Raw genomic sequence first — 22767 nt, 5'->3', positions numbered from 1 at the left:
TCGGGGGTACGCACGCCACGGACCTCGAGCGCGGTCGGTGGGCGCGTGCGTCCCAAACGCGGGAGACCAAGTCGATGCCGACGTACGAGCTGGTGGTGCAAACGGCGCAGGAGGAGCACGCGGCGATCCTGCGGCTCGTGGGGCCCAAGGGGAACGAGCTGCATCGCCGCGAGGTGAGGCCGCGCGGCGATGCTCGCTGGCAGGGGCTGTTCGACACGCGCAGCTACGTGGAACGCTTCGCGGGCTCGCTGCGCGGCGTGGACGGGCGGATGCGGACGGCGGACGACCTGCTCGAGGAGCTGGGGGAATTCCTCGGGCGAGAGGTGCTCGGGCCCGAGATCATGGCGGAGCTGTGCAGGAGCAAGCAGCAACGCACGCTGCTGTTGAGGCTGCCCACGGTCGACGACGATGGGCTGGCGGCGGCGTTCGTGCGGGTGCCCTGGGAGCTCGCGCGCCCCGGCCTGGGGCAGGCGCCGCTGATGGATCGCGGCGTGGTGGTGCGGGCGATCACCGTGAGCACCGCGGCGGGAGACTCGCTGGTGCGGGCGGCCATGGAGGAGGACGACGCGAAGGACCCGGCGGTGCGGGTGCTGCTGGTGTTCGCCGAGGCGCCCGGATCGCGACCGTTGGCGATGCGGCGCGAGCGAGAGGCGTTGCGACGGGTCTTCGAGGAGGAGATCATGCCCGGTCATCGCGTGACGCTCGACGTGCTGTGTCACGGCGTCACGCGGGCGGAGCTCGAGGAGCGGATCACCAGCCGGGGCGGGTATCACGTGGTGCACTGGAGCGGCCACGGCAGCCACAACGCGCTCGAGATCACGGGTGAAGGGGGTGAGCGGTCGGAGATCAAGGGAGAGGAGCTGGTCTCGATCTTCGTGGAGCAACGGAGGTCGGTGCCCCGGGTGTTCTTCCTGTCGGCGTGCATGTCGGGCGCATTCGCGGCGCGGGGAGCCGCGGGCGAGCACGGGGACGAGGGCGACAAGCAGAGCCCGTCGGCGATCGTGCCCGAGAGCGACCCGAGGCAGATGCCAGGCTACACGGGCACTGCGCTGGCGCTGCTCCGTGCGGGGGTTCCACAGGTGGTGGCGATGCGCTACAGCGTGGGGGACGACTATGCGCGCGAGCTGGCGCGGTGGTTCTACAAGCGGCTCCTGGCCGACCCGAGCAAGCCCCGCACGGAGGAGGCGCTGGCGGTGGCGCGAGCCGACGTGCGCGACAAGAGCCCGCTGGCGGCGAAGCGGATGCCTGTCGATCACGCGAACCCGTTGATGATGGGGCAAGGGGGACGGTGGCTCGACCCGCCACCTCGAAGGAGCGAGCCGTGGCAGCCGAGCCGACCCAGTCCGCAGCCGCTGTTGCCGGGGGGCAGCCACGAGCTCGACCCGCCTGGGTTCTTCGTGGGGCGAGGGTCGATGCTCACGAGGGTGAGCCGGGCGTGGCAGAAGGGCGGCGCGGCCGTGACGGTGGTGCACGGGATGGCAGGGCTCGGCAAGACCTCGACCGCCGCGGAAGCGGTGGGCTTGTGGCACGATCGGTTCAGGTGGGTGCTGGCGTTCCAGGCCAAGGCCGTGGCGCTGTCGGTGGAGGAATTCCTGCGGCAGGTGGATCTGCGGCTGGCGAAGGCGAGCACGACGTATCGCGAGAAGCAAGAGCATGCGCCGTACGAGCGGGTATGGCTCGAGCCGCGCGAGGGGCTGCTGCACGGCGAGGCCCGGTACGAGCAGATGCGGGTGAACCTCGTGGAGGCGCTGCGCGACGAGGCGGTGCTGCTGGTGCTCGACAACTTCGAAAGCAACCTCGAGGAGGTGGCGAGCGAGGGTGGGTATGCGTGCAAGGATCTTCACTGGGAGGCGCTGCTCGAGCTACTGGCGGAACGGCTCGGCGAGACGCAATCGCGGGTGATCGTGACCTCGCGGCATCGGCCCAAGGCGCTCGTGGGCCGCGGGACGGAGTGGCTGCCACTCGGGCCGTTGCCGCGGGGCGAGGCTGTGCTCTACGTGCACAGCCATGAGCGTCTGTCGTTGATGCTCGACGACGCAGCCGGGCGGGGGCTGGTGGAGCGGATGCTGCGGGTCGGCCACGGGCATCCGCTGATCCTCGACCGGCTCGCGGCGCTCTCGAGCGATCGCAGGGCGCTCGACGAGGCGCTTGGTCGGCTCGAGCGCGAGGGGCTCGGCACGCTGCCCGAGCTGAGCGCGAGGCCGAGCGACGCCGAGGCGGAGGCCGAGCGGAGGTACTTGGAGGACGTGGCGGAGCGGTCGGTGGACCTGTTGCTCGAGCGCGTGAGCACGGGGGCGCGGCGGCTGTTGTGGGTGGTGACGCTGGCGTTCGAGGCGGTGAACGAGGCGATGCTGGCAGAGGTGTGGGCCGGGCGCTCGCCGGAGGACGAGATGGCCGAGCAGCGTCGCATGATGCTGGCCATGCGCGAGCAGCTGCCGGACGAGCTGCGTGGGCTGCTCGATGCGATGCCGGACGAGCTTCTCGAGCAGCTCCGTGCCCCGGCACCGAGCCCCGTCGAGCAGGCGCAGGTGCAGCCGTTGCTACGCGAGCTGTACCAGGCCGGCTTGGTCACCCGCGAGGAGTCGATGCCTGCCAAGGGCGCTGCCAAGGGCGCCGCCGAGGCAGCGAGCGCCAACGTCGTCTTCCACGAGCTCGTGCGCGAGCGCGTGGCCGCGTGGATGGTGCAGCACCCCCACGAGCGAGGCCCGCGGACGGCCGAGCAGGTCTGGGTCGGCTACGGCCAGCGCTACGCGGCCGTGTTCCAGGGCCTGCTCGCGTCGGGCAAGCGCGAGGCGGCGGCCGAGGCCGGGCGCTGGGCGCTGGTGTACCTGGTGCGGGCCGGTGACTTCGAGGGCCTGGGGTCGTTTGCCAGCACGCTGGTCACGGGTACGCGGGACCCGACGCTGTTGGGGGCCGTCGTGGCCGAGCTTCGGGCCGTGGCCGAGCAGGTGCCCGCAGGACGGGCTCGCTGGAGCGTGCGCACCTACCTGGCCGACGCGTTGGACATGTCGGGGCGAGCCGACGAGGCGTTGCCGCTGTACGAGCAGGCGGCGGCCGAGGCCGAGCAGGCCGAGCACTGGGGCGACGTGTGTGTGATCTACGGCAACTGGGCCGGTGCGCTCTGCGAAGTGGGCCAGCTCGACGCCTCGAAGGCCACCCGGTTGCGCAGCGCCGAGGCCGAGCGCAAGGCCGGCCACCCGCTCGTGAACGTCGTCGCAAGCGAGCTGGAGGCGCTGCGCATCGACGTGATGCAGGGCCACGCCGCGCAGGTGCTGGGGGACATCGAGGCCCGACTGGAGCAGGTGCGCGGCTGGTGGAAGGCCCATGCCGAGGGCAAGCCCGTCCCCGAGGCGCCCGACCGGGACTTCTTGGGTCGAGCGTTGGTGGGCGGCCTGGACATCGCTGAAGACGCCAACCGGGCCCTCGAACGGTGGCAGGGCTGCCTCGACCTGCTCGAGGAGACGGAGCGGACCAAGAGGGAACGGGGGGAGAGTCAGCACGAGCTGGCGTGCACGCGTTTCAACACGTACGGCCCGCTGCTGTCGTTGGGGCGGCTGGAGGAGGCCCAGCGCGTGCTGGAGGGCTGCCTGGCCGAGTTTCGCAAGGCCGGGGACGCGACGAACGAGAACAAGGCCCTGTCCGCGCTCGCCAACCTCTGGAAAGAACGCGGAGACCTTCGGCAGGCGGCGGACCTGGAGCGCCACGCCCTCGCCGTCTGCAATCGCCTCCCCGACCCGGCAGACCGAGCCATCTCGCACGAAAACCTGGCCAACTACCTCGACGGCATGGGCCAAGCCGACGCGCCAGCCCATCGCCTCGCCGCCCTCGCATACCGGCTCGTGTCTGGCCAGCACGAGCGCATTCCCACGACGTTGCACAACCTCGCCGTCGCCAAGCGCCGGGCCACCACCGCCGGCCGCACCTACGACCTGCCCCGGCTCGCCGACACCCTCGCCCGCCCGGCGTTCGAGGCCCTGCACCGCTTCCTCACCACCCGCGAGGTCGACCTGCCCGCGCTCCAAGCCGCCATCGACCAGCTCGAAGCCCAGGCCACCCGACGAGCCGCTCACGCGCTCGCGCAACCATCTTCCGCACTCGCCAAGACCCATCGCGGCTACGCCATCGCGCTCGTGCTCGCACTGGTCGCCGCCGCGTGGGCCTGGCTCTCATCATGACGCCGCACGGCGCTCGCCTACCGACGCAGGAGATAGGTCATCGCTCGCATCCATACCCTCGCCGGCCTTCGTTGCTCGACGCGGTCCGCGTCCCAGCCCGTTCCCCCCACGGAGTCAGTTCGAGCCATGGTGGTGAACGGCAGTGGGCGGTCGCTCACCATCACCACGAGTTGCTCGGTGCGCTCGTTTCCGGCGCAGCCCAGCCACTCGAAGCGCAGCGCTTCGTCTCGTCCGAGCTTGGTCAGGGGATACCGGCCGGTCGCAGGCAAGCCTCCGGGCACGTGGGGCGTGAGCAGCTCTACATCGCGATTCGCCTTGATGCGGAACACTCCCACGTAGGCCGGGACACAGGTCGTGCCGGCCTCGAGATCGATCCACACCGGCACCCCCGCGCGGAGGTCGGGCACGCTGTCGGTCCACGCCTCGCGTGCTCCGCTCGAGCTCCACGTGCCCCAGCACAGCGCGAACGCATTCGCAGGCCAGCCCTTGGTCGTGGTGCCCACGGCGAGCCAGCGTTCGAGCGCTGCGAGCCGGCCTATCCACCGCAGCCACGTCGAGGCATCCGTCAGCGACGTGCAGGCCACCGCATCCCCAAGGCGGTCGCGAACGATCACCCCTCTCGTGCTCACCTCCAGCCCCACGCAGCCTTCCTTCGGGGTTGTACGCATGCCCGAGCCGAGGTCGCGCGCCTCGGCCACCGAACCCTCGATCGCGCTGGCCACGTCACCACGCAAGAGCGCGTTGCTGCCCCACAGCTCCACGAGCGCCGTGCTCGCGGCGGCGCTTCGGCTGGCCCACGCGAAGCGCCCGCCCGCGAGCGCACTGCCGTCGTCCATCCTCACCTCGAGCCCGGCCGCTCCGCTCTCGAGCGTTCCATGGACCACGGCGGGGGCCGCGAGCAACGGCGTCAGCATCACCGACTCTCCCTCGCCCCACCCCAGTACATGGGCCAGCTCGACCAGCCAAGGGGCTGCGTCTTGATCTCGCACGCACGGCAGCCAATCCTCGGGCCGCTCGATCCGCTCGCTCGTCAGGGGCACCAGCGCCTCCGCGCCGACGAGCCCGGGTGATTGCGTGCTGTCGGTCCATGTCGCCCGCACGCGATCCATCACCGCCCACCACGGCTCGCCCGGGTGTTTCGCGAGTTCCGTCGTCACGGCTCGGGTCATGAGCCCCACGGTGCGGCTGCGCGAGCCTCGGGCGATCTCACCGCGCCCGGTGGCAAGCACCCACAGCACGCCGGCTTCGGGATCGAACCCACCCCGATCGACCCCGGTGATCCTCCGCCTCGCACTTTGGAGGAGCTTCGCTCGCTTGGCCTCGTCGATCGGCCACGCGTCCATCATCCCAGCCGCGTGACAGCACTCGAGGACGATCGTCATGCTCGGCGAGCGCTCGCCCGCACCGGACCCCGCGAACGGCTCTCGCAGATCCGCCCCGCAGGCGCGGGCGATCCCCCGTAGCTGCTCCACGAGCAGATCCGCGGGGATCGGCCCGCCCTGCGGAGCGGGCTCATCGGCGTCCATCGGCAAGAGCATCGCCACGGGAGCATCGTGATCGTCGACGTCGGGCAGCTCTTGATGACCATGGCCCGCGTAGTACACGAGCGCCTGATCGCCTCGCCGAACGTCGGCACGCAGCCGCTCGAGCTCGCTCAGGATGCCCTGCTTGGTCGAGCGAACGGACGGTCCTGCGGCCTCGTAGCCGTGCTCGCGGAGCCAGCCCTCCACGAGCACGAGGCACTCGGCCACACCGCCCAGGCCCGCGAACGGGCACCCGATGAGCAAGGCGTGGCCGCGCGAGGGCGCCCCTTCCTTGGTGCGCAGGCGCAGCACCGTTGCGCCCGGAGGGTCGATCGCCTCGCTCACGGTAGACCTCCACCCTCGTCGAGCACGCGGAAGTGTCCGCCCCCGCGCGGCACCGGGTTGGCATTGGCCGAGGTCTCGACCTCGATGCGAAAGTCCGCGCCGTAGAGCAGCGGCTCCGTGTAGAAGCAGACCAGCGTGCCCGTCTCTGGATCTCGCTTGAAGGCCACGGGGGTCGCATGGGGATCATTGGGCGGGGAATACGACCACACCTCCACGAGCGCCGCATGGCTCGCCGAATCGGCCCCCAGCACGCGAAACACGGCCGTCTCGCTCTCCGATTTCTTCACGAGCACGTGCCACCCGAATTCGTCCGAGGTCGCCCCCGTGACCGAATCGATCTCCGCCTTGCCGTTCTCGACCACTACCTTGATCTCTACCGTCTTCATCGTCTCACACGTCCTCTCCAACCTCGCCGTCGTTCACGGCGGGTCATCGTTCTTCGTTTGCTTCGCTGCCGTCAGCCCGACGCGCAGCCTCGATCGATCCAACTCGAAATCTCTTCTCGCATCCGCGAGGCGCCTTCGACTTCACCGGCGGTGAAGTGGTCGAGCGCAGTGCGAGCCTCGGCGAGCGCATGCTCGCGGTCGGTGGCACATGAAGCCCGTGCGAGCGCCCAGCGTGCGTGGGCGAGCCGTTCGGGGTTGTCGTCGCGCTCGCTCCAGCGCGCGATGGCTTCGCGAAGTGGGACCACTGCGTCGTCGCGGCGCCCGAGGGCCACGAGCGTCTCGCCCCAGCCCAGCAGGAGCTCGGGGTAGTAGGAGTCCTCGCGCAGCGAAGGATCGACGTCGAACGGCCGCTGCGCCTCTTCGAATAGCAGCCGTGCTCGGTCGTGCTGCCCGGCCCCGGCGTGGGCCTGGGCGAGCTTGCCTCGACCGATCGCGAGATCGACCGCGCTCGCTTGGCCGGACTTGGCCTGGAGGGCGAGCGCTTGCTCGAACGGAGGCACGGCCTGCCCGGGCTGTCCGGCGTCGGTGAGAGCCTGTCCAATTGCCTCGAGCGTGACCACGCGTCGGGCGTCGTCGGGACCACCGGCGCGGACCATGATCGCGTCGGCCTGGGTCGCGTGATCGATGGCGGCCTCGAATTCGTGTTGGTAGTCGAGCACGCGCGCCATCGCCACGTGCAGGTTGGCGAGCTTGGGGCTGTCGGGGCCGAACCCGGCCTCCGCCAGCACGAGCGCCCGCTCGAGCGAGCGCTGGGCCGCGGGAAGGTCCCCGGCTGCGAGGTAGGCGTGGCTCAGGTTGGCGTGCGCCTTGTAGAGGCTTGGATGGTCGGGCCAAAGCGCCGACTCCAACAGCGTGCGCGCGCGTTCGAGAGTGGCGATGGCAGCCCGTGTCTGCCCCAAGTCCGAGAGCGCGGCCCCGAGGTTGAGCGTGGTGAGAGCCATGTCGAGCATCGCGGGTGGATCGAGCGCCTCGCGGATCGCCAGCGCCTCGCGATAGCTCGCCACCGCGGCCTCGTCGTCGTGCTTGCGGTGCAGCACCAGGCCCTGGCTGTTGAGTGCCTCGGCGCGGCGCGAGCCGTCGATGCCGAGCCGGTCGAGCTTTTCGAGCGCCACGCGAACGGCCTGCGTGGCCTCGTCGAGCGCTCCCGTGGAGTCGAGGATCCGAGCCTTGGCCCACAGCGACAGCGCCTCCGATCCGAGACCGTCGCAGCCGAGTGTCTCGGCCTGCGAGCGCGCCGTGTCGAGCTCTCGTACGGCTTCGTCGAGTCGCTGCGCATCGAGGGCCAGCCGCCCGCGCTGCAGGTGAAGGCGCGCGCGCAAGGGGGCGAGCGCTTCGCCCTGGGCGAGCGACAGCGCTGATTCGGCGCCTGCGAGCGCGGCGTCGTAGTCCCCTGCGATGCCGCGGGCCACGGCCTCTTGCATTGAGGCTTCGATCGCCTCGAGCTCGGCCGTGGGTGCGAGCGCAGCGTCGGTCGCCTCGCAGGCGTCACGTGGGCCGGGATCGTGCATGCGGTCGAGCAGCGGTGCGAGGCGAATCGGCACCTCGGGCAGCGCCGGCGCGTCGACGTGGGCGAGCGAGCCCATCACCGTGCGGAGCGTGGCGTGGTGGGTGTGCAGCTCGGCGAGCGCGAGCTGCCGTGCGGTTGGCTCCACGCCCGTGGCACACACATCGGCGAAGCGCCGGTCGAGCGCGAGGGTGGCGTCGTCGAGCATGTGCTCGACGGCGACGAAGGTGGGCTCGGCCTGCGGCGATCCGGTGGCCACGAACGCGGCTCGCATCGCCTCGCGCGCGTCGTGGTCCCACAGGTGCTGGGCAGGCCGGGGATCGTCGCAAGGGTCGGTCGAGGCCCCGTGCACCACGAGCGCCGTGCCCACGGCCACGAGGCCCGCGAGCGCGAGCAAGGGCCACGTGCCACGGCGCCGACGCACCCGCAGCAGCGCCTTCACCAGCGCGTCCATGTCGGCGTGGCGCTGCGCGGGGTCGTGCTGCAGGCCGCGGCCGAGCACGCGGACGAGCGCCTTGGGAGGGGGCGTGCGGCGAGCGAGCGCGGCCTTGGGATCGGGCGGCTCGTCGGGCCCCGTGTCGGAGCGCCCGTCGCTCGCGGGCGTGGCCGCGTGGGCGTCGAGCCGCTCGTGCTTCCATCCATCGGGTCGGGTGAGCCTCCACGACGGTCGCACGCCGTGGAGGGCCTCGTAGAGCGTGACGCAGAACGAGAGCTGATCGCTCTGCGGCGTGGCGCGCCCGCTGAAGCACTCGGGCGCCATGTAGCCCACCGTACCGGGCGTGGGCGTGGGCGCGGTGGTCGGCTCGCGAACGGCCGCGGGGGGCTCGGCGTCCTTGGCCGCGATTCCGAGGTCGACGAGCTTGGCCTTGCCGTCGTGGGTGATGACGATGTTGTGCGGCTTGACGTCGCGGTGCACGAGGCCCGCCGCATGGATGGCGACGAGGCCCTCGGCGATGGGAACGAGCACGTCGACGATCTCGGTCCAGGAGCGGGGGGCCTGGCGCAGCCACGTCTGGAGCGGCTGGCCGTCGACGAGCTCCATCACCAGGAACGGGCGCCCGGTCTCGTCCTCGCCCACCTCGTACACGGTGACCACGTTGGGGTGGGTGATCTTGGCGAGCGCCTGCGCCTCGCGGCGGAGCTGCTCGGCTTGCTTCGGGCCGGTCGCGGTGAGCCGCTTGAGCGCCACGCGGCGGTCGAGCGTGGGGTCGTCGGCCACGTACACGGCCCCTTGCCCGCCGGTGCCGAGCTCGGACACGAGGGTGAAGCGACCGAGCCGCATGAGATCGGGCGCATCGTCGCCGAACAGCTCGCGCGCACACTCGGCCCGCAGGCGGCGCGACTCGAGGTCCTCGGGCGGCAGACCCAGCGAGGGGAGCTCACGGTCGGGCATGAGCAGTGGTCTCCTGTGATGGGCGTGGGCTCGCGATCGGGGTCAGGTACGCGGTAACGCGGACGGGTGTGGATCGGCGGGCGAGCGCGAGGGGTTGGAGTCGGGGTCGGGAGGTGCGGCGTCGGGATCGGGATCGGTGAGCGCAACCTCGTCGGCGCGGGCCTCGATCTGCTGCCACCAGCGCTCGAGCAGCGTGGTGGAGGTGGCGGCGGAGCCCGGCGAGCGGCGCTCGAGCTCGGCGAGCACCGAGGACAGCTCGGCCTTGGCGCGGCGGAGCTGCCCCGCGATCGTGGCGCGCGGGTGCTCTAGCACCTCGCCGACCTCGGTCTCGGTCATCCCGGCCCAAAAGCGCAGGTAGACTGCGAGCTGGAGGTCGCTGACCGCATGATCGTCGGACGACGGCGAGCCGAGCCGACGCATCGCGCGGAGCAGGCCGCGGCGGTCTTCTTGGAGCGAGGCGAGGTACTCGAGGTCGTCGTCGATCGTGCTCGACGCGGCTCGATGAGCGTCCGGTGTCGTGGGCTCGACGTCGGCGCTCGAGAGCGTGCGCTGGGCTGCGACGCGATGGGCGTAGAGGCGGCAGCGGGCGATCTTGTAGAGCAGCCCGCGGGGGGAGGTGATCGTGCGGGCGGGATCGCCTGCGAGCCACTCGAGCAGCTCGACGAAGGTCTGCTGGAGGAGGTCCTTGGCGTCGACCTTGGCGATCGGCAAGGCAGCGCGGAAGAACGCCAGCAGCTCTTCGCTGTACTGTACGTAGAGCGCAGCAGCTTGGGCCCGAGGCGTAGGCGGCGGGGAGGCCTCGACCATCGAGGCGAGCATACCGCGGGGAGAAGGCGCGCGGGCGTGGCTGGGAGGTGGAAAGCATGATCAGCTGGCGGGGGTGGATGGGGTGGGCAGCATGCCGCGGACGGCGGTGAGCAAGGCGTCGATTTTCGCTGCTCGCTCGGGGGAGGCCTCGACGAGGGCGTTGCGGAGCTCCGCGAGGAGAGGGGCGACGTCGCGGCCTTCGACGGCGGCTTGGTAGATGGGGGCGAGGAGGCTGCGGAGCTCGGGGGGGAGGGCGGAGAAGTTGGGGACGGGAGGTGCGGCGGCGGCTTGGGTGGCCTGGGCTTCGAGCTGGTCGATGGCGGCTTGGAGCGCGGGCAGGTCGACCTCGCGGGTGGTGAGGAAGCGGTGCAGGGCCTCGAACGCCGGGCGGGCGAGGGTGTCGGCGAGCCGGGGCAGGTCGTAGGTGCGGCCGGCGGCGGTGGCCTCGCGCTTGACGACGGCGAGGTTGTTCAACGTCGTGGGAATGCCCTCGTGCTGGCCAGATACCAGCACGTACACGAGGTCGGCGAGGCGATGGGCTGGCGCGTCGGCTTGGCCCATGCGGTCGAGGTAGTTGGCCAGGTTGTTGTGCGAGATGGCTCGGCCTGCCGGGTCGGGGAGGCGATTTCTGACGGCGAGGGCGTTGCGCTCCAGGTCCGCCGCCTGCCGAAGGTCTCCGCGGTGACTCCAGAGGTCGGCGAGCGCGGACAGGGCGGTGCTCTCGCCCGTCGCGTCCCCGGCCTTGCGAAACTCGACCAGGCAGCCCTCCAGCACGCGCTGGGCCTCCTCCAGCCGCCCCAACGACAGCAGCGGGCCGTACGTGTTGAAACGCGTGCACGCCAGCTCGTGCTGACTCTCCCCCCGTTCCCTCTTGGTCCGCTCCGTCTCCTCGAGCAGGTCGAGGCAGCCCTGCCACCGTTCGAGGGCCCGGTTGGCGTCTTCAGCGATGTCCAGGCCGCCCACCAACGCTCGACCCAAGAAGTCCCGGTCGGGCGCCTCGGGGACGGGCTTGCCCTCGGCATGGGCCTTCCACCAGCCGCGCACCTGCTCCAGTCGGGCCTCGATGTCCCCCAGCACCTGCGCGGCGTGGCCTTGCTTCACGTCGATGCGCAGCGCCTCCAGCTCGCTTGCGACGACGTTCACGAGCGGGTGGCCGGCCTTGCGCTCGGCCTCCGCGCTGCGCAGGTGGGTGGCCTTCGAGGCGTCGAGCTGGCCCACGTTCCCCAGCGCACCGGCCCAGTTGCCGCAGACCCAGGCCACGTCGCTCCAGTGCTCGGCCTGCTCGGCCTCGGCCGCCGCCTGCTCGTACAGCGGCAACGCCTCGTCGGCTCGCCCCGACATGTCCAACGCGTCGGCCAGGTAGGTGCGCACGCTCCAGCGAGCCCGTCCTGCGGGCACCTGCTCGGCCACGGCCCGAAGCTCGGCCACGACGGCCCCCAACAGCGTCGGGTCCCGCGTGCTCGTGACCAGCGTGCTGGCAAACGACCCCAGGCCCTCGAAGTCACCGGCCCGCACCAGGTACACCAGCGCCCGGCGCCCGGCCTCGGCCGCCGCCTCGCGCTTGCCCGACGCGAGCAGGCCCTCGAACACGGCCGCGTAGCGCTGGCCGTAGCCGACCCAGACCTGCTCGGCCGTCCGCGGGCCTCGCTCGTGAGGGTGTTGCACCATCCACGCGGCCACGCGCTCGCGCACGAGCTCGTGGAAGACGACGTTGGCGCTTGCTACCCCGTCGGCCCCCTTGGCAGGCATCGACTCCTCGCGGGTGACCAAGCCGGCCTGGTGCAGCTCGCGCAGCAACGGCTGCACCTCCGCTTGCTCCACCGACCGCCCGGCCCACACCTCCGCCAGCATCGCCTCGCTCACCGCCTCGAACGCCAGCGTCACCACCCACAACAGCCGCCGCGCCCCCGCGCTCACGCGCTCGAGCAAGAAGTCCACCGACCCCTTCGCCACGTCCTCCAGGTACGCGCGCTCGGCCTCCGCCTCCTCCTTCGTGAGTCTCGCGCTCAGGTCGGGCAGCTTGCCGAGCCCTTCCTGCTCGAGCCGCCCGAGCTCCTTGCTCAGCGCTTCGCGATCCCCGACCAACGCCGCGAGTCGGTCGAGGATCAACGGGTGCCCACGGCTCACCCGCAGCAATTGCTCGATCAACCGACAGCCTTCCTCGTCGCCCAAGAGCGGCGAGAGCCGCTCGTGGCTACGCACGTAGAGCACCGCCTCCTCCCCCGACAGCGCCCCCAGCGAAATCCACTCCGTCTCGTGCGGGCCACCCTCGGCGAGCGTCGCGAGCCGGTGTCGCGAGGTCACCAGGATCCGCGACGCGGTTCCCGGCAGCTCTCGCGCCAGCACCCTCAGCATTGCATCCCAGTGAGGATCCTTGCATGCATACCCACCCTCGCTCGGCACGTCCTCGAGGTTGGTCTCGAAGTTGTCGAGCACCAGCAGCACCGCCTCGTCGCGCAGCGCCTCCACCAGGTTCTCTGCCATCTTCTCGTACCGCGCCTCGCCCACGAGCCTCCCTACCTCGAGGTACACCCGCTCGTAGGGCGACTGCTCGCACTTCTCGCGATACGCCTCGCTCGCCAGCGACAGCCGCAGATCCACCTGCCGCAGGAATTCCTCCACCGTCAGCGCCATCCCCTTGGCCTGAAACGCCAACACCCACTTGAACCGCTCGTGCCACAGGTGCACCGCTTCACCCGCGATCGAGGTCTTTCCGAGCCCCGCCATGCCATGCACCACCGTCACACCGGCGCCACCCTTCTGCCACGCCCGGCTCACCTGCCCGAGCACCTTGCCGCGCCCCACGAAGAATCGCGGACGCTCGAGCTCCCGTGCGCCGCTGGGCAAGAGCGGCTGCGGCTTGGGACGTAGCCGCTGCATCTGCTTGCTGCGCCGCTCACTCGGCTCGAGCCAGCGGCCCGCCTGCCCGAACACCAGCGGGTTGGCATGATCGACCGGCGTCCGCTTCGCCCGCGCCGAGCCCCGATCCAGGACGTCACGCCGCGCGAGCGCCAGCGCGAGCTCCGTGGTCGGCTTGCCTGGGTCGGCCAGGAGCCGCTTGTAGAACCACCATGCGAGCTCGCGCGCATAGTCGTCGCCCACGCTGTAGCGCATGGCCACGACTTGCGGCACGCCGCTACGCAAGAGCGCGAGCGCCGTGCCGGTGTAGCCCGGCGCGTTGTCCAGCGAGAGCGCCTCGCCGAGCGATCGCTCGCCCTTCTCTCCGGCCTTGGCCTCGGGCTCCTCGCCCCGCAGCGCCCGGCGGAGCGCTTCCCAGTCGGCCTTCTCCACCAGCGTGCCCGACAAGCATGCCGACAAGAAGAAGAGCCGCGGGATGAAGCCACCAGCATCCGCGAACAGCTGTACCAGCGCCTCACCGCTGATGGTCGTTCGGCCACCGTCGTCACCCATGATTTCGAGCAGGTTGTGGTGCCCGTGCCCGCTCCAGTGCACCACGTGGTACCCGTTGCGCGACGCGATGCGCTCACGCAGCACATCGCGCGTGACTCCGTGGCACAGCACGTCGACCTCCACGTTACGGTGCGGGAGGATCTCCTCCTCGAAGAGCTGTCGCAGCACCTCCCGCTCGAGCCGCGTTGCCAGCGGCCGCGAGCCCGGGGCTTCCGCGAGCACGATCAATACCCGCACCACGCCCTGTGTCGGCTTTGGCTGCTCCGCGGGCATCTCGGTCGCCACCCGCACCACAACGCCGCGCTGCATCAGCGGCCGCTCGCCCTTGCTGGGCTTGGCTATCTCCCATGGGACCCGTGCGAACGCAGCCGCCAGCACGTCGTTGGCCGCGGCCGGAACCCGCACGACGAGCGTCCGCTGTTGAATCCCTCCCTTGCAGAGCTCCGCCATGATCTCGGACCCGAGCACCATCTCCCCGAGGAACGCCCCCAACTCGTCGAGCAGGTCGTCGGCCGTCCACACGTGGCCATGCTCGTCACGCAACGAGCCCTGGTACCGCGTGACGTACTGCCGCGTGTCGAACAGCCCCTCCCACTTCGCCGCCTCGTGCGCCTCGAGGCGGATCTGCTTGCTCCCGCGATGGGCTGCGTCGCCATCCACCAGACGCAGCCGCACCACGTTCGTCTGCGGATCGGTCTCCACTGCCAGCTCGTACGTCAGCATCGCTCACCGCCCTCTCCGCCCGCGTCGGACTCGCTCGTTCCGTGCACCCCGGCCACCGTCGGCAGGCCGCGCGCCTCGGCCTCCTTGAGCGCGTCGTCGAGCGCCTCCACGAGCGACTTGCCGGCCAAGGTCACGCGCGCTCGCGAGACCTTCAGCGTCCGCGCCCACGCCCGTAGGCGCGTGACGACATCCATCATCGCCACCACGGCCGGCGGCACCGTGAGCACCAACGTCGCGACCGCGACGGGGTCGGAGCCGCGATCATCATGCTCGCGGAGCAGCGCCCCATAGTCGGGCTCGGCCCGCTCGGGCACGACGGCCCGACCCAACGCCCCCGCGAGTAGCGCCGCGAGCTCTGCGGCGATCTCCTCCGCCTCGGGTCCCGTGATCTCGAGCCTCAGTTCTGGCATCGCTCCCGATATGTGGAGCGCCGACCAAAATGATCTCGGTCTCGCGAAATTTCTCGATGCCCGTGTAGATTCGGGTCGACGCCGCGGGCCGGAAACGGCTCTGTGTGGCCTCTTGGGTGCCCAGGGGTCGGAGATCCGCCTTACCGGCAGGCTCCCGACCCATCCCTCGCGTCGACGACTCTGCAATGAGCTCCGGCACGGTCCTCCGGGCCCCCGCTGCCCCCCTCCTACATGCCCTCCGGGCCCCTTCCACGACCCCCAACCATTGCCGGCAATCTGTCGCGCGAGCGAGGATCCGGGCCGCTCCCGGCCCTCCCCCGCCCGCGCCAAAAACCGAAGGAATCCAGGGTGGTGGCGGCCAAGTGCTCGTCCCGTCGAGTCACGCCACCCCCCTGAGGTCAGGTTCGATTCCTGTGCGCCTCCGCTGATAACTTTATGAATTTATTGGATTAAACTCGTCGTCCGGATTTCCGGTGCCGCTATGGTGCCGTGGTGGTGCCGCGTCGAGCAGCTTGGCTGCGGCCCGGCGGGCGCCTGGCGAGAGGTGCGTGTACCTCATCGTCATCGTCAGCGACGCGTGGCCGAGGAGCTCCTGGACCTCGACCGGCTTCGCGCCCCGCATCATCAAGTGCGACGCGTAGGTGTGCCGCAGCGTGTGCCAGCCGATCCGTCGAAGGCCGGCCTTGCGGGCGACCTCGTTGAGGGCGCTGTCGTCCTCGGGGTCGCTCGAGTGGGGCTCGCAGTCCCAACGCGCGAGCATCGAGCCGTCTGGGCGGCAGAACACGTACAGGCCGTGCCCGTGCCGGTGGTCGCGGAGCAGGTCGACCGCCTTCTGGGGCAGGTCGACGACCCGAGGCTGGCCGCTCTTGGGCGGCTGCAGGTCGCCCACGTCATCGACCGCGCGACGGACGTGCAGCACGCCCGTGACGAAGTCGAGGTCATCCCAACGAAGGGCCCGCAGCTCGCCGATCCGTAGTCCGCTCCAAAGGGCGAACGGGATCATCGCCCGCCAGGGGGCGGGGGCGTGCTGCGCCGCGTCCTCGAGCCGGATCGCTTCGTCGAAATCGAGGAAGTCGAACGACGGCTTTTGGACCTTGAGGCGGCGGATCTTCGGAGGTGGCGTCGTCAGCTCCCCGATCTCCTCGGCGTACCCGAGGATTTTCGAAAGAATGGCGAGCTCCTCGTTGATCGTCTTGTTCGAGACCCCGTCCTTCTTGCGCCGGGCCTTGAAGGCTTCGAGCTGACGGGGGCCGATCTGGTCGAGGCGTAGCCGCCCGAGCTGGGCGAGCATGCCCCGGCCGAGCGTGCGCCGCTTCTCGCGGACGGTGCTGGGTCGGTTGTTGGTGGTGGCGTAGGTGTCGATGAAGAACGTGGCGAACGACGCGAGCGTCGGCACCACGGGCTGGTTGTCCTCCTTGCTGCTGCGGGCCCCTTCGAGCAGGGCCGCGCGGACCTCTCGCTCGTAGTTCTCCGCACCGCGGCGGGTCGGCACGGGGCTGACCTTGCGGATGCGGGTGATGGACCCGTCGGGCATGGTGATTTGGATGTCGATCATCCAGCGGCCTCGATGGCTTCGTCGGACGGTCATGGCGTTACCTGAGTGCTTTCCGGGTAACGCGGTGTTGGCGGAAAGGAGGATAGCTCGGGATGGGGGTGCTTGCAGTGGCCGGGTGCCGAACATCAGCGTGAGGGAGGACGAAGACCATCCAATACGCGGACGGATCCACGGGGCCGCCACTATCGCGATGCTCGGGCATGCGTCCCTTCCCCGCGTATGCTTCCCGGACGCTCGCGCTCCACAACGTCGATGGCAGCTCATGCGGCGCAGTGGTACTCGATGTTCCGGAGATACGCGCAGCGATCGGGATGGAGCATGCCTTCGTGGGGAGCTCACCGCGGCCGTGTAGGCTCCTCAGCCAGCGAGCCCCAACGCGCTCCGTGCAAGCGCCTCGATCGCCTCCGAGTCGATCCCCTTCGACTCCTGCCCCTCGGTAGACCACACCAGCACACCACGGGGTCCCCCGCCCTCCTTCCACGGCCGGATCCCGTGCTTGGCGTACCAGGCGAGCTTGCGGTCCCAGTCCTCGCGGTAGGTGACGTCGTGGAGCATCCCGAGGTGCTCCCAGTACACCACCCGGCCCCCGGGAAGAGGGATCGTGAAGTCCGGGATCCGCCATGAGCCGTCCGCCATGACCAGCTCCTTCTCGTACTCGTAGCGGACCTCGAGACGCTTGAAGACGTCGGCGACGATCACCTCGGACTTCGAGCGGACCATCTCGCCGTTCCCGGTTCGATGCAGGTGGGCCGCGTCGAGCAAGATACCATCCAGGGTGAGCGGAGCCGGGGCCCGGAACAGGTTCGTCAGTCGCCGAGCCGTGGCCGAGCGCGTGGGACCCGTATACTTGCGCAGCTCCGAGGGGTCCCCCTGCACGAGCACCACGGTGCGGTGCTGCTGCCGGGTGAGGGCCGTGTAGAGCAGCTCCGGACTCAAGAGCAAGCACGGGTTCGGGACGACCACGAAGGTAACGCCGAACTGCGAGCCCTGGGCCTTGTGGATCGTGACCGCGTAGGCAAGCTCGAGCAGCTCTTGGCCCCGCTCACCGGTCCCGTCGAGGTCCGAGGCCCAGAACGTGTACTGCAATCCCGGCTGGGTGGAGAACTCGACCTTCAACCCCTTCCGGCCCTGCCAGTGGGTGACCATGCCGATCTCGCCGTTGGCCACGTCCAACTTGACGGTCTCGCGCTCATCGACCCGCCAGCCCGTGCGCCCATGGTTCTGGATGCACATCACCTTGTCGTGGAACAGGATCTCGTCGGTCCCCATCGGTGGGGGTAGGTTCTTCGAGCGACGCGCGCGCATGGCGTCGCCGTGCCGCCAAGTCCTTCGCACGAGATCATTGAGCATCACGATCCCGCCCTCGCGGTTGCGAACTGGCGACAGCATCTGCCAAGCCTCAGCTCCCTTCCCCCCCGAACCGAACTCGAAGGCGACGTGGCCGTTGTAGGTCCCGGTCGCTCCGAGCGAGCGCTTGAGCGCATCGGCGTCGCCAACGGGAACCCCGAGGGCATCGACGTGCTCGACCACCTTCTGGTGCAGCTCGTCCTCGTCCTTCCATGACTCGAAGACGATCGTGCCGTCGGACTTCCCCACCAGGACTCGAGCGAGCGCCTCGTCGCTGGCAGCATGGACACCGTCGGTGACGAACCACTGGGCCACGGCCAAGTCGTCACGCGGCTTGCCATCCTTCGATCGCTGCCGACGTCGTACGCGAAGCTCGGCGAAACCAACGCGGCGCTCCTGGAGGTGCCGGACGAGATCAGCGAACGGACGTCCCTCGCCGATGGGAGGCAGCTGGCGATGGTCGCCGCAGAAGATCAGGCGTTCCACCCCACCGAGGGCCTCCAGTAGCGACGCGAGCATCATCTCCGTGAGCATGGACGCCTCGTCCACGACCACCGTGCGAATCCCGGTCTCCCGGCGACCGTTGGGAACGAGCCGATACCCGAGTTCCGCGTCCCAGCGCTTGGAACGGCGGAGGAACTGCGCCAGGGTCTGCGCCTGCGCGCCGACTCGGCTCGCGAGTTGGACCCTGGCCTTGCCCGTGGGCGCCAAGAGGAGCACGCCGCCCCCCTGGACGTCTTCGTGCTTGCACAGCGCCTCGAGCATGGTGGTCTTGCCGGTGCCGGCCGGGCCTACGAGCACCGAGATGCGTGACCGCGCCAACACGCGCAGTGCGTCGGCCTTCTCGGCACGCGCTTGCTGCTCGGCGGGATCATCATCGGCCCGCTCCAGGATCTGATCGATCCGCGCCCGCCAGTCCCACTCCAACGCGAGTTCGTCGCCGGAGAGCCGAGCGTCGACCTCGCTTCGGATGATGTCTCCCGCGGCCTTCAACCGAGCGAGCTGCCAGCCCGACCGAGGCCCTTCGTCGTCATCGAGAGCGAGCTCTGCCTCGACGAGCACGGGGTCGAATTCATCCACGGCGTTCTCCCAGGAGGGCCCCGAGGGCTCGATGCGAGGCTCGAGCGAGAGCTTGCCGATGTGCTCGCGGAGGGTCCGCGTGTCGAGTAGCGTGTGTCCCTCGTCCGTGGCCTGCTCGAGCACGTGCACCGCCGCCGCACGGACCCGACGGTCATCGGCGGCCTCGTCGATGGGCTCGGGCAGCGGGTCGTCCGCGAGTGACTTGGCCACGACGGCATCCCGTGGGAACAGCCCTCGGTCGATCGTACCCAGCGAGATCGAGCTGAAGCGCCCGCGATCGAGCTCGTAGAGCAGGTAGGGATTGTCGAGCAGCGCGTCGTCGGTGACCTCGATGCCGGCCTCGGCCCGCTGCTCACGGTCAAAGAGCCGCGTGGCCTGCTCCACCGTCAGGGGGAAACGAGCCAGGAGCCGCAGGAGCTTCATGCGCGTCTGGTCCTTCTGGAGCCGAGTCCAGCACTTCTTGCCCACGCGCTTGACGAGCCCGGCCGCAGGCCCCTGCTCCGGGCGCTCGATGGCGGTGTCCAGCGCGGGCCAAGGGTTGGAGGCCGGGTCGTCCAGCGAGGCGATCACTCGGTGAGCAACGAGCGCGCCTCGCTCGATGCCGGCTGCGGTCAGGGCCGAGCCGAGCCCGGGATACGGGCCGCGGAGCTTCCAGGCATCCGCCATACGATCGGAGATCCACTTGGCAACAGCGTTCCAGGGGCCGTCGACCAGTCCCGGGAGCAGGTCCACCACACGAGCGAGATCGAGGAGAGCCGCGATCGCACCGTCGTGGCTCACGTGGGCAGTGACGTAGGAGAACTCCTCGAAGTAGTCACCCGACGCAAAGGCGACGAAACGGCTGAGGTCTTGCCCGTGGAGCTTGGGGCTGCGCAGCAGCGCCTGGTAGGGCAGCAGGAACCCGTCGGCGAAGTCGGGACGGATCGAGTGGTGCACGGGCCGCTCCCACAACACCGAGCGCAGGGGTCGCTCCATGCTTGTCTTGTAGGACCACTCCTGCCACGGTCCGACCTCGCGGACTCGCGCGGCGCCAACCAATACACGGGTGCCGGGCAGGCGTTCCTCGAGCAGGGGCAGATCCTTGACGTACAGGAAGACGAGCGAGCGGTCAGCCTCGATGGCAGAGAAGAAGGTGTCGAGGAACGCGAGCTGGTTGCGGTGGTCTTGGAGCCACCCGGTCGGGCGATCCCAGCTCATCAGTTGATCGGCGTGCTCCTCGAGCGCGGGGTCCCACTCGATCCCCCACGCGTCGGCATAGCGCTGACACTCGTCCCGAGTCATCCAACGGTAGGGCACCGCCTCGAGGCTGTAGGCGGGCATGCGCGTGACCGTTGACGCGAAGTGTCGGTGCGAGCGTGGAGGCTTCCAGCCCTTCGCGTAGGCATGCTCCCGATAGTATTCGAACGGCGAGGGCCGCATGAAACCACCGCGCTCGCCGATGCAGGGAGGCAGACGCTTGCGATCCTCGATGTCCGTCCAAGCGAGACCGGCGAGGGACTCCTCGTCGTCGGCGTCCTTGGACTCGAGGACGTTCGCCAGCACGGTGCAGGCGTGGTTGACTGCTGGCGAAGCGCAGACTCGACCGGTCCAGTCGGTGTCGTGCCAAGGAATCCGCACGGAGAGATGCGAGAGCGGGAGCTGCACTGCGCCGGGAGCAAGGAGCACGGGGTCACCTCGACGGGTTCGAAAGGGGATGAGGTTACCAGCTCAGCCGGGAAGGCTGCACGGACCTCGTTTCGAGCAGAGCGCGGTATCGCACTCACGACGCGCTGTACCCCTGTCGGCACCTCCAAGCGCAAGAATAGGACCTTTCGGGCCATGGTCTTTCGTCGCCGCGCGAGTGGCAGCAGGGAGCATGCTCCGGCGGTAATGGCGGTGCGCCTCGAAGTGGAGCGGGGTCCAGCACGGTGCGGCACGCGTTTCGGGAGCACGCCACCCCCTCCAAGTCAACGGCAGCACGGCCCCGAGATCACCCGTTCAACGCCCTTTCTTGCGTGAGGAGCTCCCCCGACGGAGACCCAGCCTCGCGGCATGGACACGGCGCACACCATTTGCTTTCCTGGCCTTCCACTGAAGCTGCCTTCCCGCGGGCCACAGGGATCGTTCGGCCAGCCTCGCACCACCGCCCCCGCTCATGAGCATCCCCGCCGTCTCCACCCGCGTCCCCGTTCGCGACGTCCTCCTACCTGGCACGCCAGTTCGCGCCCGCGGGCTCACTTGGGAGATCGTCCACGCCGAGCAGGCGGGCGAGCAGCTCCGCTACCGCTTGCGGTGCACTCAGGGCGATCTCCGCGGCCGCGAGATCGACTTGCTCTCGCCGTTCGAGCAGGTCGACGCCATCGTGACGGCGCTCGACCCCAAGCGCGCCGGGCCACTGCAAGAGTGGCTGCTCTACCACCGGGCATTCCTGCTCGAGCAGGCGCTCGGTCCATCGGCGCTCCAAGCGGTGCAGCCGGGGCGACTCGACATCGCGCCCTACCAGATCGTCCCAGTGATGCGGGTCCTTTCCCTGAGCCGGCCCCGCCTGCTGCTCGCCGACGGCGTGGGCCTCGGCAAGACGGTCGAGGCCGGGCTCATCATCGCCGAGCTCATCGCGCGTCGCCGGGCGCATCGCGTGCTGATCGTATCGCCGGCCGGGCCGCTGTTGGTGCAGTGGCAGTCGGAGATGCGCCAGCGCTTCGGGCTTCGCTTCGAAGCGATCGGCGACTGGAGCACGCTGCAAGAGAAGCGGCGTCAGCTCGTGCTGGGCGCCAACCCGTTCGACCACATGAGCCTGTGCCTGCTGTCGATCGACTTTGCCAAGCAGGACAAGATCATGCTCGACCTCGAGCGCGCGAGCTGGGACCTCGTGATCATCGACGAGGCGCACCACTGCGTCAGTCTGGGCGGTGCGGGCGATCGGGAGGACTCTCGGCGCCGGCGCTTGGCCGAGCTGCTCGCCCGCCAGAGCGACGGACTATTGCTGCTCACGGCCACGCCGCACGACGGCTACGACGAGCACTTTGCCTCGCTGCTCGAGCTGCTCGACCCGAGCCTGGTGGACGGTCGCCGGGGGATCCGTGGGGATGGGTATCGCCGACACGTGGTGCGGCGGCTCAAGCACCACATCAAGAAGCCCGGCACCGACGAGCCGATGTTCAGGGACCGCGACGTCGTGCCGCACCCGGTGGAGTTCAGCGCCGATAGCCATCCCGTGTTCTCCGCGCTCCAGGCATCGATCCTGGCCCTGGTGGCGCCGCGCCTCAAACAGGCAATCCGTCGTCGGCAATTCGGTGAGGTGCTGGCGTTCGTGTCGCTGCTCAAGCGCTCGGTGTCCACGGTGCGCGCGTGTCAGAAGACGCTGGGAGTCATCGCTGAGCGCTACGGCGAGCTCGTGGAGAAGGGGCAGGAGCAAGAGGAGGCCCGCAAGCAGCGGCTCAAGACGCTCTCGGACTACCGGCGTCGCGTGGAGCGCTACGGTGCGGCTTCGTTGCGCGGCGGGACGATACCCCCGTGCTGGAGGAGGAGGATCGCTACAGCATGGCGGCTCGGGTACGAGCCCATCCCCAGCACGATGGCCAGCCGATGCTGCGGTTCCAGCTCCCCACCGGGTGGTTTGCCGAGCTCCGGAACAACGAGACGGTGCGATGGCTGAACGAGTGGCAACCGCCGACCAAGATCCAGAAGGATACCGGCGCCCCGTACCTCCATGACGGTGCACGTGGCTTCTATCTGTGCGCCGACTGCGGCCACTCCCTGACTTGGCCCGAGCCGAGCGCTACGAAGAAGAAGGACAAGGGTCGCAAGAAGCCGGCCAAGGAAGGGCGGGACCTCTATGAGCACGCGCCCAAGTGTCCTCGACGAGGGCAACAGCCTGTTCCGTGTGCGATCGTCGCGGCCAGCAAGGCGGTCACGCTGCGGATCTTCGTGGACCTTCCCCTCGACTGGGAGCAAGCCAGTGACCGTTACCACCGCTGGGGCTACTCTAGACCTCCCCCGTTTCAGTGGACACCCTCCAACCGAAACAACCCCTCGTCGTCGTAGCTGATCAGTGCAGCGTTCTGTCACC

11 protein-coding genes are annotated in these 22767 nt (G+C 69.8%); 3 read left to right on the top strand and 8 right to left on the bottom strand.

Annotated features, from left to right (window positions below; translation table 11 throughout):
- Nucleotides 1-74: 74 nt before the first annotated feature.
- Entirely contained in the window at nt 75-4175 is a 4101-nt protein-coding gene (locus OEB96_RS03780) for a CHAT domain-containing protein (RefSeq protein ID WP_266214047.1), read from the top strand.
- Nucleotides 4176-4192: 17 nt separating this feature from the next.
- Here the strand turns inward: OEB96_RS03780 and OEB96_RS03775 are convergent, their stop codons facing one another.
- The 8 genes from OEB96_RS03775 to OEB96_RS03740 form a co-directional block, all read right to left on the bottom strand.
- Nucleotides 4193-6043: a caspase family protein gene (locus OEB96_RS03775; RefSeq protein ID WP_266214046.1), complete on the bottom strand. Its 1851-nt coding sequence runs from the start codon at nt 6041-6043 to the stop codon at nt 4193-4195.
- The gene (locus OEB96_RS03770) at nt 6040-6429 is read right to left on the bottom strand and encodes a hypothetical protein (RefSeq protein ID WP_266214045.1); all 390 of its coding nucleotides are present in this window, start codon (nt 6427-6429) and stop codon (nt 6040-6042) included. The genes OEB96_RS03775 and OEB96_RS03770 overlap by 4 nt, the downstream gene beginning before the upstream one ends.
- 71 nt (nt 6430-6500) lie before the next feature.
- Nucleotides 6501-9386: a protein kinase domain-containing protein gene (locus OEB96_RS03765; RefSeq protein WP_266214044.1), complete on the bottom strand. Its 2886-nt coding sequence runs from the start codon at nt 9384-9386 to the stop codon at nt 6501-6503.
- Between the two features lie 42 nt (nt 9387-9428).
- Nucleotides 9429-10193 carry an RNA polymerase sigma factor gene (locus OEB96_RS03760; protein ID WP_266214043.1) on the bottom strand — a complete coding sequence of 255 codons (765 nt, stop codon included), beginning with the start codon at nt 10191-10193 and terminating at the stop codon, nt 9429-9431.
- 60 nt (nt 10194-10253) lie between these two features.
- Entirely contained in the window at nt 10254-14327 is a 4074-nt protein-coding gene (locus tag OEB96_RS03755) for a CHAT domain-containing protein (RefSeq protein WP_266214042.1), read from the bottom strand.
- The gene (locus OEB96_RS03750) at nt 14321-14737 is read right to left on the bottom strand and encodes a hypothetical protein (RefSeq protein ID WP_266214041.1); all 417 of its coding nucleotides are present in this window, start codon (nt 14735-14737) and stop codon (nt 14321-14323) included. The genes OEB96_RS03755 and OEB96_RS03750 overlap by 7 nt, the downstream gene beginning before the upstream one ends.
- Before the next feature lie 433 nt (nt 14738-15170).
- Nucleotides 15171-16292 carry a tyrosine-type recombinase/integrase gene (locus tag OEB96_RS03745; protein WP_266214040.1) on the bottom strand — a complete coding sequence of 374 codons (1122 nt, stop codon included), beginning with the start codon at nt 16290-16292 and terminating at the stop codon, nt 15171-15173.
- Between the two features lie 357 nt (nt 16293-16649).
- Nucleotides 16650-20336, bottom strand: a complete 3687-nt coding sequence (locus OEB96_RS03740; protein ID WP_266214039.1) for an AAA family ATPase — start codon at nt 20334-20336, stop codon at nt 16650-16652.
- 517 nt (nt 20337-20853) lie between these two features.
- Between OEB96_RS03740 and OEB96_RS03735 the strand changes: the two genes are divergently transcribed.
- Together OEB96_RS03735 and OEB96_RS03730 are read left to right on the top strand one after the other, a co-directional pair.
- The gene (locus OEB96_RS03735; protein ID WP_266214038.1) at nt 20854-22353 is read left to right on the top strand and encodes a DEAD/DEAH box helicase; all 1500 of its coding nucleotides are present in this window, start codon (nt 20854-20856) and stop codon (nt 22351-22353) included.
- The gene (locus tag OEB96_RS03730) at nt 22341-22742 is read left to right on the top strand and encodes a hypothetical protein (RefSeq protein WP_266214037.1); all 402 of its coding nucleotides are present in this window, start codon (nt 22341-22343) and stop codon (nt 22740-22742) included. The genes OEB96_RS03735 and OEB96_RS03730 overlap by 13 nt, the downstream gene beginning before the upstream one ends.
- The last annotated feature ends 25 nt before the right edge of the window (nt 22743-22767 follow it).

This window comes from Paraliomyxa miuraensis (assembly GCF_026337845.1).
Classification (GTDB): Bacteria; Myxococcota_A; Polyangia; order Nannocystales; family Nannocystaceae; genus Paraliomyxa; species Paraliomyxa miuraensis.
The sequence above is the reverse complement of the archived record's forward strand: the minus strand, read 5'-3'. Positions and strand labels throughout refer to the sequence as shown.

Coding starts and splice junctions, on each gene's coding strand:
- OEB96_RS03780 (WP_266214047.1), top strand. CDS start 75: ATGCCGACGTACGAGCTGGTGGTGCAAACGGCGCAGGAGGAGCACGCG.
- OEB96_RS03770 (WP_266214045.1), bottom strand. CDS start 6,429: ATGAAGACGGTAGAGATCAAGGTAGTGGTCGAGAACGGCAAGGCGGAG.
- OEB96_RS03765 (WP_266214044.1), bottom strand. CDS start 9,386: ATGCCCGACCGTGAGCTCCCCTCGCTGGGTCTGCCGCCCGAGGACCTC.
- OEB96_RS03760 (WP_266214043.1), bottom strand. CDS start 10,193: ATGGTCGAGGCCTCCCCGCCGCCTACGCCTCGGGCCCAAGCTGCTGCG.
- OEB96_RS03755 (WP_266214042.1), bottom strand. CDS start 14,327: ATGCTGACGTACGAGCTGGCAGTGGAGACCGATCCGCAGACGAACGTG.
- OEB96_RS03750 (WP_266214041.1), bottom strand. CDS start 14,737: ATGCCAGAACTGAGGCTCGAGATCACGGGACCCGAGGCGGAGGAGATC.
- OEB96_RS03745 (WP_266214040.1), bottom strand. CDS start 16,292: ATGATCGACATCCAAATCACCATGCCCGACGGGTCCATCACCCGCATC.
- OEB96_RS03735 (WP_266214038.1), top strand. CDS start 20,854: ATGAGCATCCCCGCCGTCTCCACCCGCGTCCCCGTTCGCGACGTCCTC.